At 71.9% G+C, this 15,374-nt stretch carries 15 protein-coding genes, 1 tRNA gene and 1 riboswitch; of the genes, 7 read left to right on the top strand and 9 right to left on the bottom strand.

The window, feature by feature from the left end; translation table 11 throughout:
• Window positions 1-78: 78 nt before the first annotated feature.
• Window positions 79-819: a PspA/IM30 family protein gene (locus tag QNO26_RS11105; protein ID WP_257526627.1), complete on the bottom strand. Its 741-nt coding sequence runs from the start codon at window positions 817-819 to the stop codon at window positions 79-81.
• Between the two features lie 71 nt (window positions 820-890).
• A complete protein-coding gene (locus tag QNO26_RS11100) occupies window positions 891-2,897 on the bottom strand; it encodes a TPM domain-containing protein (RefSeq protein ID WP_257526628.1) in 2,007 nt (668 codons plus the stop codon).
• 178 nt (window positions 2,898-3,075) lie between these two features.
• Here QNO26_RS11100 and QNO26_RS11095 point away from each other — a divergent pair, with 178 nt between their 5' ends.
• The 5 genes from QNO26_RS11095 (at window position 3,076) to QNO26_RS11075 (ending at window position 6,668) form a co-directional block, all read left to right on the top strand.
• Entirely contained in the window at window positions 3,076-3,912 is an 837-nt protein-coding gene (locus tag QNO26_RS11095; protein WP_257526629.1) for a DUF3097 domain-containing protein, read from the top strand.
• 41 nt (window positions 3,913-3,953) lie between these two features.
• Window positions 3,954-4,724 carry a tRNA (guanosine(46)-N7)-methyltransferase TrmB gene (gene trmB, locus QNO26_RS11090; protein ID WP_257638228.1) on the top strand — a complete coding sequence of 257 codons (771 nt, stop codon included), beginning with the start codon at window positions 3,954-3,956 and terminating at the stop codon, window positions 4,722-4,724.
• The gene (locus tag QNO26_RS11085; protein ID WP_257638229.1) at window positions 4,721-5,593 is read left to right on the top strand and encodes a CPBP family intramembrane glutamic endopeptidase; all 873 of its coding nucleotides are present in this window, start codon (window positions 4,721-4,723) and stop codon (window positions 5,591-5,593) included. Before trmB ends, QNO26_RS11085 begins: the two co-directional genes overlap by 4 nt.
• 365 nt (window positions 5,594-5,958) lie before the next feature.
• Window positions 5,959-6,023: riboswitch (guanidine-III (ykkC-III) riboswitch) on the top strand.
• An 11-nt stretch (window positions 6,024-6,034) separates the two neighbouring features.
• Entirely contained in the window at window positions 6,035-6,355 is a 321-nt protein-coding gene (locus QNO26_RS11080; RefSeq protein WP_257533441.1) for a DMT family transporter, read from the top strand.
• A 240-nt stretch (window positions 6,356-6,595) separates the two neighbouring features.
• A tRNA-Arg gene (locus QNO26_RS11075) sits at window positions 6,596-6,668 on the top strand.
• Window positions 6,669-7,177: 509 nt separating this feature from the next.
• Here QNO26_RS11075 and brig1 read toward each other — a convergent pair.
• Both brig1 and QNO26_RS11065 read right to left on the bottom strand, forming a co-directional pair.
• Window positions 7,178-7,930, bottom strand: coding sequence for an anti-phage DNA glycosylase Brig1 (gene brig1, locus QNO26_RS11070; protein WP_257638230.1), 753 nt, complete (start codon window positions 7,928-7,930; stop codon window positions 7,178-7,180).
• Between the two features lie 324 nt (window positions 7,931-8,254).
• Window positions 8,255-8,593 (bottom strand): winged helix-turn-helix transcriptional regulator, encoded by a 339-nt coding sequence (locus QNO26_RS11065; protein ID WP_257533439.1) that lies wholly within the window; start codon window positions 8,591-8,593, stop codon window positions 8,255-8,257.
• Between the two features lie 84 nt (window positions 8,594-8,677).
• Between QNO26_RS11065 and QNO26_RS11060 the strand changes: the two genes are divergently transcribed.
• Window positions 8,678-9,334: an FMN-dependent NADH-azoreductase gene (locus QNO26_RS11060; protein ID WP_257638231.1), complete on the top strand. Its 657-nt coding sequence runs from the start codon at window positions 8,678-8,680 to the stop codon at window positions 9,332-9,334.
• A 123-nt stretch (window positions 9,335-9,457) separates the two neighbouring features.
• Here QNO26_RS11060 and QNO26_RS11055 read toward each other — a convergent pair whose 3' ends face one another.
• Window positions 9,458-9,817: a DUF6804 family protein gene (locus QNO26_RS11055; RefSeq protein ID WP_257533434.1), complete on the bottom strand. Its 360-nt coding sequence runs from the start codon at window positions 9,815-9,817 to the stop codon at window positions 9,458-9,460.
• A gap of 71 nt (window positions 9,818-9,888) precedes the next feature.
• Between QNO26_RS11055 and QNO26_RS11050 the strand changes: the two genes are divergently transcribed.
• On the top strand, window positions 9,889-12,873 hold the full coding sequence (locus QNO26_RS11050) for a DEAD/DEAH box helicase family protein (RefSeq protein ID WP_257638232.1): 2,985 nt from the start codon (window positions 9,889-9,891) through the stop codon (window positions 12,871-12,873).
• A 73-nt stretch (window positions 12,874-12,946) separates the two neighbouring features.
• On the opposite strand, the gene QNO26_RS11045 is transcribed toward QNO26_RS11050, so the two are convergent.
• The 4 genes from QNO26_RS11045 to QNO26_RS11030 all read right to left on the bottom strand — a co-directional run bounded on the left by QNO26_RS11045 (window position 12,947) and on the right by QNO26_RS11030 (window position 15,371).
• Window positions 12,947-13,105 carry a hypothetical protein gene (locus tag QNO26_RS11045; RefSeq protein ID WP_257533431.1) on the bottom strand — a complete coding sequence of 53 codons (159 nt, stop codon included), beginning with the start codon at window positions 13,103-13,105 and terminating at the stop codon, window positions 12,947-12,949.
• An 82-nt stretch (window positions 13,106-13,187) separates the two neighbouring features.
• Entirely contained in the window at window positions 13,188-13,613 is a 426-nt protein-coding gene (locus QNO26_RS11040; protein ID WP_257533429.1) for a glucose-6-phosphate dehydrogenase, read from the bottom strand.
• Between the two features lie 43 nt (window positions 13,614-13,656).
• Window positions 13,657-14,460, bottom strand: coding sequence for an SDR family oxidoreductase (locus tag QNO26_RS11035; protein ID WP_257533427.1), 804 nt, complete (start codon window positions 14,458-14,460; stop codon window positions 13,657-13,659).
• Window positions 14,461-14,549: 89 nt separating this feature from the next.
• Window positions 14,550-15,371, bottom strand: coding sequence for an SGNH/GDSL hydrolase family protein (locus QNO26_RS11030; RefSeq protein ID WP_257638233.1), 822 nt, complete (start codon window positions 15,369-15,371; stop codon window positions 14,550-14,552).
• Window positions 15,372-15,374 lie beyond the last annotated feature (3 nt).

The raw sequence follows: 15,374 nt of genomic DNA, 5'->3' as shown, positions 1-15,374 counted from the left end.
CCGGCCGCGCGCGGCGCCGGAGACGACTCCGGGCGCCGCCCCGGAAGGAGCGGCGCCCGGAGCGTCGTGCGGTGCGGCTCAGGCGCCGGAGTCGATCGCCTTCGCCGGGGCGCCGGACTTCAGCGCAGCCAGTCGCGCCTCGACCTCGGTGAGCTCGCCGACGTCCTCGAGCTGATTGAACTGCGCGTCGAGGGTGGACGCCGCGAGCTCCTGCTTGCCGGCTGCGAGGGCCTCCTGGCGGCGCACCTTGTCCTCGAAGCGGCCGAGTTCGCTGGTGGGGTCGAGCACGTCGATCGACCGCACGGCGTCGTGCACCTTGTTCTGCGCCTCGGCGGTCTTCGCACGGGCCAGCAGCTCGGAGCGCTTCGACTTCAGCTGCTCCAGCTTCTGCTTCATGCCGTTGAGGCCGTCCTTCAGCTTCTCGACGACCTCGCTCTGCGTGGCGATGGTCGGCGCGATCGCGCGGGCCTCGTTCTCCTCGCTGATCTGACGCTGAAGGGCGATCTTGGCCAGGTTGTCGAACTTGTCCGCGTCGGCGGTGTTGCCGGCGGTGCGCAGCTCGTCGGCCTTGCGGCTGGCGGCGAGGGCCTTGTTGCCCCATTCCGCGGCCGCCTGCACGTCCTCCTGGTGGTCGCGCTCGAGCAGGCGCAGGTTGCCGATCGTCTCGGCGATGGCCGACTCGGCGTCGGCGATGGAGTTGGTGTAGTCGCGCACGAGCTGGTCGAGCATCTTCTGCGGGTCCTCGGCCGAGTCGAGGAGCGCGTTGATGTTCGCCTTCATGAGGGTCGAGATGCGACCGAAGATGGACTGCTTTGCCATGGATGTGCCTTCCTGTCGAAGTGATGTGGACTGAACGGTGGATGCCGCGCGCCGGCGGCCGGGCCAGGGGGTCAGAAGCGCCCCCCTCCGCTGCGGCCGCTGCGGCTGCCGCCGCTGCTGCGCCCGCTGCGTCCGCCGCCGAAACCGCCGCTGCTGCGCCCGCTGCGGCTGCCGCCGCCGCCGAAGCCGCCGCCGAAGCCGCCGCCGAAGCCGCCGCCGAAGCCGCCGGATCGGCCGCGTCCGCCGCCGCTGTTGAGCAGCGAGTTGATGACGAGGCCGCCGATGACGGCTCCCATGACGCTGCCGTCACCGCCGCTGCCGTAGCCGCCGCCGGTGAAGCCGCCCACGTCGTTCTGGGCCTGCTGGATCGCCTGCGAAGCGAGACGGGTCGCGCGCTGCGCGAGGGGGAGAGCCTGCTCGGGCGCGGTGGCGGCCACCTGCTGCGCCTGTACGAGAGCGGCGCCCGCCTCGGCGAGCCGGGTGCGTGCCTGGGCGCCGACGGCTCCCCGGCGCGCGGAGATGTAGTCCTCGGCGGCCGACACCTGCGCCTGAGCCTGGGCGATCTGCTGGCCGAGCTGCTGCTGGGCGCGTTGCGCCCGCTCCTGTGCATTGCGGACGGCTGCGACCACGCCGTCGATGCGGGTGTTCGCGGCCTCGAGGGCCTCGCGGGTGACCAGCGGCCGCTTGGCGGTCGAGGTCAGGTTCGCGCGGGCGGTGTCGACCTGCTGACGGGTGGCGGCGATGGTCGCGGCGACCTGACCGTCGGGGTCGGGCAGCGCGGCGGCGACGGCCATGTCGTGCTCGAGGTCGGCGATGAGTGCCGTGGCATCCTTCTCGCCCTGCGCGAAGTCGTCGCGGAGCCGACCGATCGCGTCCTCCAGCAGCGCAGCCTGGTCGACGGCACCCTCGGCCGCGCGGATGGCGACGGCTGCCTCGCCCCCCTCGCCTGCAGCGATCGCGGCGGCGGCAGCGGTGAGCTGCTCATCGGCGAACGCCAGGCGCTCGCGGGCCTGGTCGGGGTTGTCGGCCACCGTCGCGAGTGCCTCAGGCGCGTAAGTGCTGCGCAGGGTCTGCAACGTGGTGGCGGCGGCATCGAGGCGGCCGCCGACGGAGGCCCGCTGCTCCTGCACGCGGGCGAGCGCTTCGGGGGCGTTCTGCTCGAGTTTGCGCAGCTCCTCGAACGCTTCGGCCTTCTCGTCGAGGTCGGCGTCGGCCTCCTCGCACAGCCGGATGATCTCGGCGTTCCAGGCCCGGGTCTGCTCCTCCGTGTCGGGTTCGCTGTCGTCGAGCTGCTGCTTGATCGTGAACGCCTGGTTGAGATTCTCCTTGGCCTTGGCCAGTGCCTCGGCGAACTCGACCGTGGCGGCGTCGCCGAACTGCGCGCGGGCGAAGCCGAGCTCCTGCTCACTGGTGCGCAGGGCGTCATCCACGGCCACGAGCGCCGACGAGGCACGGCGGGCGAGTTCGGCCGTCGGCAGCGCCGCGACCTCGTCCGCGGACGTGCCGCTCTTCTTCGCGCCGCGTCGCGTGCGGATGAAGACGAACACGAGTGCTCCCACGGCGGCGACGATGACGACGATCCACACCCAGCTGACGCCGCCCCCGCCCGAGAGGTCGGACTCGAACCGGTCGGCCGCCAGCTCGATCGCGCCGGCGTAGTCGTTCTGTCCCAGCAGCGGGCGCATGTCCTGCTCGATGGCGTCGAGATCGCCGTCGCTGAGGGGACCGTTCGGGTCGGAGGAGATGTAGTACTGGCGGCCCTCGGTGGCGATGGCCAGCAGGTACTGCCGTTCGCCGAGGCCATTGGCGACCGCGACCTCATCGGCCCACTGCTGGCGATCGCCGGGATTCGTGAATTCGTCGACGAGGACGACGTAGAGGTCGACGCTGGTCTCGTCGTACAGCACCGCGAGACGGTCCTCGACCCTGTCCACCTCGGCGCTGCTGAGCACCCCGGCCTGGTCGAGCAGACGGGCCCCGCCCAGCTGCACAGGGTCCGTCGCGAACGCCGTCACCGACCCCGCGGAAAAGAGCACTGCGAGAATCGTGGCCAGCACCAAGGCCCAGCGCCTGCGCATCGTGTCCCCTTCTGAGGCCCCTCACAGCGCCTCAGGGCGAGTCTATTCACCCGCCCGCGGCCGCGCTGTAGTCCGGCTGCTGGGAGGTCGCGATGAGAATCCCCGACCGGCGGCCGGTGCGGCGGGTCGGCGCGGACGTGTCGCCGCCCGCGGGTACGCTCGTGCCCCCGGAGGAGACATGGACGATCGATACGGCGGCGACGTGCTGGCACCCGGGTGGCGCACCGTGGGGAAGCGCGAGATCCCCCAAGTGCCCGCGAACCGCGGCCTGGTGGTCGAGGTGGCCGGCGATGGATTCTGTGGGGCGGTCACCGGCGTGCAGTCGGGCCTGGTGGAGCTGGAGGATCGGGTGGGGCGCCGTCGGCAGTTCCCGCTCGGCGGCGGCTTCCTCATCGACGGCGACCCCGTGCGCCTGACGGCGCCCACCGCTGGCCCGAAGCCCCGCACGCGCACGGCATCCGGATCTTTCGCCGCGCCCGAACAGCGCGCCCGGGTGGCGCGGGCCAGCCGCATCCTCGTCGAGGGGCGTCACGACGCGGAGCTCGTCGAGAAGGTGTGGGGCGCCGACCTGCGGGTCGAGGGTGTCGTCGTGGAGTACCTCGAGGGCATCGACCTGCTCGAGCAGACCCTGCGCGACGAGCCTCCCGGCCCGCAGCGCCGCTACGGGGTGCTCGTGGACCACCTCGTGCCGGGATCGAAGGAGCAGCGCATCGCGGATGCCGTCGCCCGCGGCCCCCACGGCGCGCACGTGATGGTCGTCGGTCACCCGCACGTGGACGTCTGGGAGTGCGTGACACCGCGAGCCGTCGGCATCCCCGCCTGGCCGACCGTGCCCCGCGGGATCGACTGGAAGACGGGCGTCTGCCGCGCGCTGGGGTGGCCGGCCGAGGAGCAGGCCGACATCGCGAGGGCCTGGCAGCGCATCCTCGGGAGCGTCCACACCTTCCGCGACCTCGACCCGGCGCTGCTGGGGCGGGTGGAGCAGCTGATCGACTTCGTCACCGAAGAGGGCTGAGCGCCGGGCGATGCGCTCGCCGCCCCCGGTAGCCTGGGAGCATGCCGGATCCTGAGCCCGACGCGGACCCGACCGTCCCCGCCGACGATGCCCCCGACGCCCCGTTCCGCAAGCGCACGGTCTCGTTCGTGCGTCGCAGCGGCCGCATGACCGAGGCGCAGGAGCGTGCCTGGAGCGATCTCGCCCCGTTCTACGCCCTGCCGCTCGAGCGCGACGGCGCGACGACCAGCGTGCGTGCGGGCTCGGAGATCGACCCGGCATCCGTCTTCGGCCGCGCCGCGCCTCTCGTCGTCGAGATCGGATCAGGCCAGGGTCACGCCATCGTGCACGCCGCCGCCGCCCGACCGGACGGCGACTTCATCGCCGTCGAGGTCTTCAAGGCGGGCCTGGCCCGCACCATGCTCGACGCCGAGCGTGCCGGCGTGCGCAACCTGCGTGTCGTCGAGGCCAACGCGCCCGAGGTGCTCGAGCACTTGCTGCCGGAAGCGTCGGTGGATGAGCTGTGGGTGTTCTTCCCCGACCCGTGGCACAAGCACAAGCACACCAAGCGCCGATTGATCGCCCCGCCCTTCCCCGCGCTCGCCGCGCGCGTGCTCCGCGACGGCGGCGTGCTGCGCCTGGCCACCGACTGGGAGGACTACGCCCTCCAGATGCGCGACGTCATGGCGGATGCCGCCGACTTCGAGCCCGCCTTCGATGGCGACTGGGCGCCGCGCTACCCCGGACGGGTCGTCACCGCCTTCGAGCGCAAGGGCGCCGCGAAGGGCCGCGCCATCCGCGACCTGTCGTACCGGCGCAAGGCGCGCTCGTGAAGACGGTCGTCCCGGCGGCTCGGCCGCTCGTGTCGCTGGCGACGGTGCCGGCTCTGCTGGTGTGTCTGGCCGCGCCGGCGTTCTTCGTGCTGCTGCAGCCGCTGCTCGGCTGGGGGCTGCTGATCGCGGGGCTCGTCGCCGCCGTTCTGGTGGAACGGCGGGGTGGGCGCGATGCCGCGCGCGCGGCATCCGACACCCGTCCGCCCAGCCTCGTGCGCGACCTGTCCCTCATCGCCGCCGGCATGGTCGTCGTGAGTCTCATCGACCTCAAGGCCGAGCTCGACAACGCCGCGATGGTGCGCTTCACGCTCGCTCTGGGCGGCGCCGTCGTGGTGCCGTACGTGATCTCCCGCTGGGTGTATCGCGACCGGGCGATCTCCTTCCCGTGGCACGGGGGAGGGCGGTGGACCACCTTCCAGTGGGTGTGGCTGGTGCTCGTGCTGGTGCTCGGGTGGCTGATCCTGCCGTTCTACTTCATCACGTCGGGCGTCTACATGAACTGGCCGGTGGTGGACACCCCCGACCTCATCGCGCGCCTGTTCGTCGGCGTCGGCGCCGTCGGCATCTGGGACGAGCTGTTCTTCATCTGCACCGTGTTCGCGCTGCTGCGTCGGCACTTCGCCGACCTGTCGGCCAACCTGCTGCAGGCGATCGTGTTCGTGTCGTTCCTGTGGGAGCTGGGCTACCGCGAGTGGGGGCCGGCGCTGACGATCCCGTTCGCGCTGCTGCAGGGCTACATCTTCCTGCGCACGCGCTCGCTCGCGTACGTCGTGACGGTGCACCTGCTGTTCGACGCGGTGGTGTTCGCGGTGCTGGTGCACGCCCACAATCCGGGGATGCTCGACGCGATCTTCTTCGTCTCGCCCTGACCGGGGTCGGCCGGCTGGTGCAGGCCGCCCGGTCCGCGCGGGGCGGCCACGGCCGCGTGCGCAGCCACGTGCACAGCGTCGCGGAATGACGCGCAGGACGGGGGGAACTGGCCCCTCCGGGCGTCCTCGACGCCGGATCGACGACGTTGTGCACGCGGTGCGCGCGGTGCGCCGGCCGGCCGGCTCCTGCAGGGGACGGCCGCAGCGGTGCGCGGGTTGTGGGCGTGTGCGCCCGCCGCGGCGTGCACAACGTCGGCATTCCGGCGCGAGAGGGCGGAAACGGCGCCGGCGGCGGGCGCTCGACGCCGGATCGACGACGTTGTGCACGCGGTGGGCCGCTGCCCAGTGCCCGGCGGTAGCATCGGGGGCGGATCCCGACCGGATCCCCGGACGAGGGTTCAGTACCCGGTGAACGACAAGACTGGCCACGGAGGCTGTGTCATGTCATGGATCGTCCTTGTCGTGTCGGGAGTGCTCGAGGCCGTCTGGGCGACCGCCCTCGGCAAATCCGAGGGGTTCACCAAGCTCTGGCCGTCGGTGGTGTTCGGCGTCGCGCTGGTGCTGAGCATGGGCGGCCTCGCCTACGCGATGCGCGAGATCTCCACCGGCACCGCCTACGCGGTGTGGGTGGGCATCGGGGCGTCGATCACGGTGGCGTACGCGATGGTCACCGGGGACGAGGCCTTCTCGCTCGTGAAGTTCCTGCTGATCCTGGGGCTCGTGGGCTGCATCGTCGGGCTGAAGCTCGTCAGCCCCGAGTAGACCGGCAGTGCCGGCATCCTTCAGCTTCAACCGGAGGGTGAGACGACTTCGGGCGGGAGTCTTGACGCCCCGTCGGATCGGAGTAGCTTCAGTTCTGCGAGAAGAAAACGGAAACGTGGAAACCGAGAGGTGACCGGATACGGAAACCGACACACGCAATTGATCGCCCCGGAGCTTCGGCTCCGGGGCGTTCTGCGTTGTCGGGAGCCGTGCTGCGCCGGTGATAGTCTCGTTCGGTACGCCTCCGTAGCTCAGTGGATAGAGCGCCGGTTTCCGGTACCGTAGGTCGCAGGTTCGACTCCTGTCGGGGGCACCGCCATGGGATGTACGCGGAACGGGTGGGAACTCGTACGCGGAACCTCTAGGAACGAAGAAACGCCGCCTGGATTCAGGCGGCGTTTCGGGTTTGGTCGGAGTCGTGTCATGTGTTCGCATGCTGACCGGATCGGGCCCGTTGCGGAGCCTGCATCGGGGTAGGTGGGTCGCGGCGGCTCAGGACCACTATCGAAGCGCGCGGTTGGCCGGCACGCACCCTCGCCTCCGAGAAGCTCGAATACCAACTCGCGGGCTACGCCGTCGGCCCACAGTTCCTCGCCAGCATGCGGGAACTCGGCGACACATACACGGAGAAGGTGCTCCGCGGCGTCGTCGATGCCCTCACCGACCGCGCCGCCGGCCGTCAGCTTCACCGACGAGGGGCGCCATCGTGCTCGATGAGGAGACCGGCGAGTACGCGGTCGCACTCTGCGCTCACGGCCATGTAGGAGCTCCTGGCCGTGACCCGCGGCTGCAGTCCCGACTGTCGTACAGATGTCGACGAAGTCAGCGGAGACCGATTGCCCGGGCAAGTGCCTCCGTGTCGCCGGCGCCCGGAGGGCCGGCGTAGCCGTTCTGCGCCATCACGATCAGGTCCTGACCGCTCGGCAACGAGTAGATCCTGGCCTCACGGCTTGGGATCTCCCACTTCGCCGAGAGGACGCGGCCTGGCGGAAGGCCGATTCTCGCGGGAACGCTGAACCAGGGCTTCCCGAATGCGAAGACGTGCTGCGTGTCCAGATCGCCGATGGGATCGAGGACGAATTCACGAATGACATCGCCGGGAGGTTCCATCGAGGCGTTCACGCCGGATGAGTGGTACGGGTACAACTCGAAGTACACGCCGTTTGCAATAGACCAGTTCGGCTCGCCCAGGAGGCGGCGAGCGAAAGCAAACCGGTTCTGATAGAAGCGATTCGGGCCAGCAATGCTCTCCCACTCCTTGCTCGCATACGGCACGGTTGCGGCCCACTCGCTGTAGCGCAGAGTCTTCAACTGCTCGAAGAACACACCACCGGGGGCCTGGAACCGAGGGACCGCCGCACCCGGGTTCAGCCCGAGCATGACGACGGGCGTCGAGTTCCCGATCAGTCGGCCGGTGTATGGCTCGGGAAACGCGTCGAGGCGCACTTCTCCGTGGCCCCTGCCTCGGTACGACTCAAACCATGGCTGCAGTCGGTCGGACACCCCGGCGTGACCGCTGACCCAGCGGTCAATCTCCTCATCCCAGAAATCGACGAGTGCAGCGAGCGCAGTCATGAGCCGATCGTAGTTACAACGGTGTCAAGCCTTGGACAATTCACCGGCGCGAGCGCGCAGCTCGTCGAGGTGTCGCAGTCCTGCAGGGTTTGGGCAGGCCACCCCCTTCACCGGGCACGTCGCACCCAGGCCACGGCTAGCGTGAGGGCTGCGCGGAGGATTAACGCGGGCTTCACGGAGGATGAACGGTGCGGCATGCCCCCCAGACCTCAGGAATCACGCGGCAGAACGGGTTCCGCGTACAACCCACCACCACCACTCCACGCGAAGATCGCCGTCCAGTTCTGGGCGGCGATTCGTCGTTGCGCTGCGAACGCCTCGTCGTCAGCGAGCGGTGGCGCCGAGGTGGTCGGCCGCCCACTGGCCCAGTTGGGTCAGCAGGGGGAGGAGCTCGCGGCCGGCCTCGGTCAGCTCATAGGCCACCGACACCGGAGGGCCGGGAGCGACCTGGCGCACCACGAGCCCGGCCTGCGCCAGCTCGGTGAGCCGATCGGACAGCATGGCGTCGCTGATGCCGCCCACGCCCCGGCGCAGCTCGACGAACGACATCGCCCCGCCGCGCAGCACGTCGACGATCATGCCGTTCCATCGCTTGCCGAGGACCGAGAAGGCCAAGCTGACGGCGGCGTCACACTGCCGCCCCTCGTGCTGGTCCCCGTCCACAATCCGACTCTACCGTGCTAGCGTTTCGCTGGTCGCTCTGCTTTTCGGAGCGACTCCTGAAACCCAAGCCCTGATCGGAGCCCCATGTCCCTCTTCCGGCTGGATGCCAGCATCTTCCCCGCCACCTCGTCGAGCCGTGCCCTGGCCGACCTCGTCGAGGCCGAGTGGCTCGCTGCGCACCCGCATTCCACCGTCACCCGGCGCGACCTCAGCCTCGACCCGGTGCCGGCCACCGCGTGGGCCGATGCCGTCACGGCGCCGGGCGTGCCCGAGGCCGAGCGCAGCGAACGCCAGCGGGCGGCCGTCGACCTCGCGACGACCATCGGGGATGAGCTGACCGCCGCCGACGCGCTGCTGTTCGCCGTGCCGCTGTACAATTACGGCGTCTCGCAGCACTTCAAGACGTGGTTCGACCTCGCGTACACCGATCCGCGCATCGACCCGCAGGGGACGGCACTGCACGGCAAGCCCGCGACGCTCGTCACCGTGCTGGGCGGCAACTACGCACCGGGCAGCCCCCGGGAGGGCTGGGACCACTCGACCGCGTGGCTGCGCCGCGTGCTCGAAGATGTCTGGGGTCTCGACCTGCGCGTCGTGCAGCGGCCGTTCACTCTGGTCGGGGTGAACCCCGCGATGGATGCCTTCGCCGACACGGCCGCGGCGCTGAAGTCCGACGCCGAGCAGCACGCCGTGCGCTCCGGGCGCGAGATCGCCGCGGCGCACAGCGCCCGCGTGGCCTGACAGCGCCGGCGGGGGATGTCGGTGATCCCGGCATCCCTCGCCGTGCCGGCTCCTGGCCGGGATGGTGGACCTTCCCGCGAGTCCGCTCACCACACCGGTGAGGGTTCGGGGACGCGGCGCGGACTAGGCCGGGGTGCGCGGGGTCTTGATCAGCGATCCGGCGACGAGGAACACCGCCGCGGCAACGGCGTGCGCGCCCGACCACCAGGGGCCGGCGAACGGGAACGGGAAGAGCGGGTTCCAGACGACGGCGATCGCCAGCATGACCGGCGCCCACCACCACTGGCGGGCCTGCAGGGCGAACCAGCCGATGATCACGGCGAGGATCGCCACGATGAAGCGGATCGCGAGGTAGTACTCGTGACCGATGAGCGCTGTCCCGGCAACGCACGCGATCGCGGCGAGGATCGCCGGCGCGAACGCGTTGCGCTGGTACTCCGAGGTCGGGCGGGGCTGCGGTGAGGACACAGGGTCTCCATTCATCTGTCTCCTCCCAGTCTGACGGCTCCCGCCGGGAGCCCGGTTCGCCCGACGGGTGCTCGTAAGCTGATCGGATGCCGCAGCCTGCCGTCACCGCCGCGCTGGCGGACTGGCACTTCACCGGCACCCTGCGGCACTACCAGGCCGACGTGCTCGACCGCGTCGACGTCGACGCCGGCGCGGCGCTGCACATCGTCGCGCCGCCAGGGTCGGGCAAGACCCTGCTGGGTCTGCTGCTGGCCGCCCGACGCGGACGCCGCGCCGTGGTGCTGACCCCGACCACGACGATCCGCGGGCAGTGGGCCCGTGCCGCGGCGACGCTCGCCCCCGACCCGGCCGCCGTGTCGGAGGACCCCGCGCAGCCGGCGGAGCTCACGGCGCTGACCTACCAGGCCCTCAGCGTGCTCGACGCCGCCCACCCCTTGGCCGGCATCGCCCGCACGCGCTGGCTCGGCGAACTCGAAGCCGACGGGCGCTCGCCGGATGCCGCGACGCGCTGGCTCGACGACCTCGCCGATGCGAATCCCAAGGCCTACGGCCGCGGCATCGCGAGCCGGTCGCGCACGGTGCGGCGGCAGCTGGTGCGGGAGGATGCTGGCGTGCTCGCGGCGGCGCTGCACCCGAACGCCCTCGCTCTCATCGACCGGCTCGTCGAGCACGGCGTGGAGACCGTCGTGCTCGACGAATGCCATCACCTGCTCGATCACTGGGCGCTGGTGGTGGCGACCCTCGTCGCGCGGCTGCGGGCCGCGGGCCGCGAGCCGCTGCTGATCGGCCTCACGGCGACGCTGCCCTCACCCGACGACGCGGCGGAGTACGACAACTACACCTCGCTCCTGGGCGACGTGGACTACGAGGTGCCGGTGCCGGCGGTGGTGCGGGAGGGCAACCTTGCGCCCTACCGCGATCTCGTGCGTTTCACCGAGCCGACGCCGCAGGAGCTCGCCTTCCTCGCCGCCCACGCCGACGGGCTCGAGGTGCTGCTGCGCACCACGTTCGCCCGCGATGCCGGCCTGCAGCTCCTCGTCGACATCCTGCAGCCCGAGCCCGAGCCCGAGCCCGGGCCCGGCGCTCCACCGGCGCCGAGCGATCTCGAGCCGCCGCCCGCGCCGCCCGCCCCGCCCGCAGAAGACGCCGCCGACGCCCGCCTCGCGGCCGCGTTCGCCGCCGACTTCGCCGGCGCCGAGGCGGCCGCGGCCATGCTGGCGACCGTCGCTCCGCAGCATCCTCTCGTCCCGCGCCTGCCCGACGTCGCACGCCGGCCGCCGACCGCCGACGAGGCGATGCGCCTGCTCGCGCGGTTCGCGCTGGACCGCCTGCTTCCGGATCCGGCCGAAGAGAAGCACTGGCACCGCATCCGCCGGACCCTCGCCGACTTCGGCTACGCGATCACCGATCGGGGGGTCCGCCGCACCCGTGACCCCGTCGAAACCATGCTCGCCTCATCGCTGGCGAAGGACCACGCCGCGTGCGACATCCTGGGCGCCGAGCGCGAGGCGCTGGGCGATGACCGGCTGCGCGCGCTGGTGGTCACCGACTTCGCCGAGCACGGCAACAGGCACGGCGGGCTCGTGGGCACTGCCGGCGCCCTGCGCACCTTCGCGACGCTGGTGGCGGATGCCGCCACGAGCGGACTGCGCCCGATCCTCGTCTCCGGCAGGTCCACGCGCATCGCGACGCGGGACGCGGAGGTGCTCGTCCCCGCGCTGAGCGAGGTGCTCGGCCTGCCGGTCGCCGCGGCGCCGGTGCTGGAGTCACCTGAGGTGTCGCAGATCCACGCGCCCGGGGCCGGCTCCGCGGCACTCGTGCGCGCGGCATCCGTGCTGCTCGCTCAGGGAACGGTGCAGGTCGTCGTCGGCACGCGAGGTCTCTTCGGCGAGGGCTGGGACTGCCCCGCCGTCAACACGCTCATCGACCTGACCGCCGTGTCGACGGCCTCGGCGACGCAGCAGCTGCGGGGGCGCACGCTGCGCCTCGACCCCGCCTGGCCGGAGAAGGTCGCACACAACTGGACGGTCACCGCCGTGCTGCCGCCGTCGTTCCCCCTGCGCGCGCAGCCCGATGTCGCTCGCCTGTCCCGCAAGCACGCGAGGCTCTGGGGGCTCGACGCCGACGAGCCGTCGCGGGTGGTGCGCGGCCTGTCGATCGCGATGGCGGCGACTCAGCGCCGGGCGCTGGACGCGGTGGTGGCGAAGGATGCCGCGGCATCCGTGGCCGCGCTGAACGATCTGTCCGCGCCGGCGCTGCGGGGGGTCACGCGCGCGCGATGGCGGATCGGCGAGGCGTACCTCGACCGCGAGAGCGTCAGCGCGCTGGTTCCGCGACGGCCCGGGGCGCCGGTGTTCCGCACCAGCGCGTCGGCGTCACGGGCCCTCGGCGGCGCGTTCGGGGCGACGGCCGCGGCGACGCTCGTCGGCACGGCGGGAGCGGCGGCCGCGGGGGTCGCGGTGGCCTCACCCGAGCTCGGCGTGGTCGCCGGGATCGCGGTGCTCGTCGTGGGGATCGTCCATGCCGTCCCGCTCGGGATGGCATGGCGTCAGACTCGCGGGCAGACCGCGCGAGCGTCCGGAGTCCACCTTCGCATCGCGACTCTGGTCTGGGAGGCGCTGCGGCGGGCGGGACGCGTCGCCGACGTGGATGCAGACCTCGTCTCGATCGAGGGCGAGCCGCGGGGCGGGGTGGTCTCGATCGCCCTCTCGGCGCCGTCGGCGGCCCCGGCCGATCAGCGGACGCTCGCCGATGCGCTGGGGGAGCTGTTCGGCGTCGTGCGCACCCCCCGCTTCCTGCTCGAGACGGGTCAGGGAGGCCGGGCGCCCCTGGTGCGCGGTGTGCTCCGCCTCGCAGCACGACGCCGGGACACCGGGCATCTCCTGCCGGTGCCGACCGCCATCGGGCGTCGCCGGGCGGATGCCGAGGCGTTCGCCGCGGCGTGGGAGCAGGAGATCGGCCCCTGCGTGCTGCACGCGATGGACCGGCCCGGGCAGCTCGCCCTGATGGCTCGTGCCCGCCGGGGCGGCGGTGAGCTTCCCGCGCCGATCGCGCGCGAGGAGTGGCGCTAAGGCTGCGCGCCGAGCCGGGGCTCGTGCGCGAGGGACCGCCCGGGTGTACCGACGGTCGCCGCGGCGGTCGGGATCAGGCCTGACGGCGGATGAAGCGCATGAGCCACGCGATGATCGCGATGACGATGATGATGATGCCGACGTAGAGCAGGAACTGCACGGCCTGGACGAACACGCCCAGCAGCAGCAGGACGATTCCGACGATGAGGAGGATTACAGCGAGTCCGGTCATTCGTCGATTCTGGCTGCTCGCCACCTCAGCGCGGGGGCGGTTGACAGGTCGCCCTCGGATCCCTAGACGCTGCGGACGCTGCTCACGCGACGGTGAGACCGCACATGCCGCAGATGCCCGTCGCCGACACCTCGACGAAGCACTCGGGGCACATCGCGCGCGGCGCTTCGTCGACCGACGAGCTGCGGCGCACCTCGGGGGTGCGCTCGGGGCGGACGGCGGTGCGCGACGAGGCGCGCGGTGCGCGCTTGGGCTTGGCGGCGACCGGCGCGGGCGCGTCGGGCAGCTCCATCGCCGGCAGGTGGTCGGCGCAGTAGAAGCGGATGAACCCGTCGTGATGCTTCGGATGCCGGTGCTTCACGGCCCACAGCTGCGTGCGGGGGTGCGGGTCGGCTTCGGTGCGGCACGCGACGCAGCGCGCCGGGTCGCCGGGGACGACGTCTGCGACGACCACCGGGGTTTCGAACGGGACGGCGTCCCGCCAGTCTGCTGATGCGACGATCTTCATGCTCGGAGGCCTCTTCCCACCCTTCGAGCCTACGCTCGTCCGGTCAGCCCTGGCGCCACTGGTCGCTTTCGAGGTGCGATCCGGCCTGCGGCCCCATCTGCAGCATGCCGCCGTCGACGGGCCAACTCGCGCCGTTCACGTACGAGGCGGCCGGCGAGGCGAGGAAGGCCACGACTGCGGCGATCTCCTCGGGACGACCCGGCCGGGGGACGGGGATGCCGGGGCGGTGCGTCTGCTCGGCATCCTCGGACTCCATGTCGTTCATGGGAGTCGCGATCTCGCCCGGTGCCACCGCGTTGACCGTGATGCCCGCGGCTCCGAGCTCCTGGCCCATGGTCTTCACCAGCCCGCCCAGACCGTGCTTGGCGGAGACGTACGCCGCCGACCCGACCCGCGGCTGATGCTCGTGCACGCTCGTGACGGCCACGATGCGTCCTCCCGTGCCGGCCGCGGCCATGCGGCGGGCTGCCCACTGCATGCCGACGAACGCACCGTCGAGGTTGAGCGCGACGGTCGAGCGCCAGTCGTCCAGCGACATCTCGAGCACAGGGATGCCTCCGCCGCCGCCGGCGTTGTTGATGAACACGTCCACGCCGCCGAGCTCCTCTGCCAACCGGTCCAGCACAGCCGGGGCGCCGGCGAGGTCGGTCGCGTCGAACTGCGCCACGACGGCACGAGCGCCGCGGGCGCGCACGGCTTCTGCGGTGTGCTGCGCACCCTCCTCATCGGAGTGCCAGGTGATGCCCACATCGAGCCCGGCTTCGGCCAGGGCGATCGCCGTGGCGGCGCCGATGCCGGAATCCGAGGCGGTCACGATGGCATGGGTGGGGGAGAAGGTGGCGTCCATGTCTCGACGCTAGGAAACCACGGCGCCACGATCACAGGGGTTTACACGTCGGCGTCGGTGGGTTAGGCGCGGGGCCGAGGCGGGCCGCCTCAGGGGGTGAGCGGCTCGGGGAGTGGCTCGCTGTCGTGATCGGCGGCGACCTGGGTCGTCACCGAGATGTCGGCGATCGCCTCCGCGAGGCGCTGCGCGAGGTAGGCGTGCCCGGCCGTGGAGGGGTGGTCCCGGCCGATGTCGGAGGTGTCGATCACGTCCCGGTGGTTGTCAGCGGTGATCCACTCGCCGGCGAGGGGGGAGACGTACCACCAGCCGCGGGCCGCGGCGAGCTCCCGCAGGTCGCGGTCGATGCGAGCGGTCTCGGCCTCGACGGGAAGCACCTGGGGTGCGGGGCCGAGGATGACGATGCGCGCCTGCGGGTACGTCGCCGTCAGGTCGTCCCATGCCGCGGTGACGGCTTCGCGATAGCCCGCAGCGCCCTGCCTGCGGTCGTTGATCGACCCCTGCACGATGACGAGGTCGGGGGAGAGCCCGGGGTCGAGTGCGGCGATGCGCTCGCCATAGGCGCCGCCGTCGCTGCCCGGCTTCAGGTAGCCGCTGCCGCGCACGCCGTCGACGACGGCATCCCAGCCGTGCAGGTGCGCTGCCACGTACGCGTACCCCCGCGTGAGGGTGGTCGCCGCCGACCCGTAGGTCCAGGAGTCGCCGAAGATCAGCACGCGCGGCGCCGCGGGCAGGTCCAGTGCAGCGGGAGCGTCGGCCGCCACCGCACTGCCGGCGCCGGCGTCGGCGGCGGGCGCTGAGGGCGCCGGCCACGGGCGCCACACCGCCAGCAGGCAGATGGCCGCGACCGCGACGATCAGCACCGCGAGCGGCCACGCCGCGCGTCGGCTGCGCGGGCGTGCGGTGAGCGTCACGCT

The sequence above is a fragment of the Microbacterium sp. zg-Y1090 genome, assembly GCF_030246945.1.
GTDB lineage: Bacteria > Actinomycetota > Actinomycetes > Actinomycetales > Microbacteriaceae > Microbacterium > Microbacterium wangruii.
The sequence above is the reverse complement of the archived record's forward strand: the minus strand, read 5'-3'. Positions and strand labels throughout refer to the sequence as shown.

What these genes read in the sequence shown, in the direction of transcription:
- QNO26_RS11105 (WP_257526627.1), bottom strand. Translation starts at nt 819, where the DNA reads ATGGCAAAGCAGTCCATCTTCGGTCGCATCTCGACCCTCATGAAGGCG.
- QNO26_RS11100 (WP_257526628.1), bottom strand. Translation starts at nt 2,897, where the DNA reads ATGCGCAGGCGCTGGGCCTTGGTGCTGGCCACGATTCTCGCAGTGCTC.
- QNO26_RS11095 (WP_257526629.1), top strand. Translation starts at nt 3,076, where the DNA reads ATGGACGATCGATACGGCGGCGACGTGCTGGCACCCGGGTGGCGCACC.
- trmB (WP_257638228.1), top strand. Translation starts at nt 3,954, where the DNA reads ATGCCGGATCCTGAGCCCGACGCGGACCCGACCGTCCCCGCCGACGAT.
- QNO26_RS11080 (WP_257533441.1), top strand. Translation starts at nt 6,035, where the DNA reads ATGTCATGGATCGTCCTTGTCGTGTCGGGAGTGCTCGAGGCCGTCTGG.
- brig1 (WP_257638230.1), bottom strand. Translation starts at nt 7,930, where the DNA reads ATGACTGCGCTCGCTGCACTCGTCGATTTCTGGGATGAGGAGATTGAC.
- QNO26_RS11060 (WP_257638231.1), top strand. Translation starts at nt 8,678, where the DNA reads ATGTCCCTCTTCCGGCTGGATGCCAGCATCTTCCCCGCCACCTCGTCG.
- QNO26_RS11055 (WP_257533434.1), bottom strand. Translation starts at nt 9,817, where the DNA reads ATGAATGGAGACCCTGTGTCCTCACCGCAGCCCCGCCCGACCTCGGAG.
- QNO26_RS11050 (WP_257638232.1), top strand. Translation starts at nt 9,889, where the DNA reads ATGCCGCAGCCTGCCGTCACCGCCGCGCTGGCGGACTGGCACTTCACC.
- QNO26_RS11045 (WP_257533431.1), bottom strand. Translation starts at nt 13,105, where the DNA reads ATGACCGGACTCGCTGTAATCCTCCTCATCGTCGGAATCGTCCTGCTG.
- QNO26_RS11040 (WP_257533429.1), bottom strand. Translation starts at nt 13,613, where the DNA reads ATGAAGATCGTCGCATCAGCAGACTGGCGGGACGCCGTCCCGTTCGAA.
- QNO26_RS11035 (WP_257533427.1), bottom strand. Translation starts at nt 14,460, where the DNA reads ATGGACGCCACCTTCTCCCCCACCCATGCCATCGTGACCGCCTCGGAT.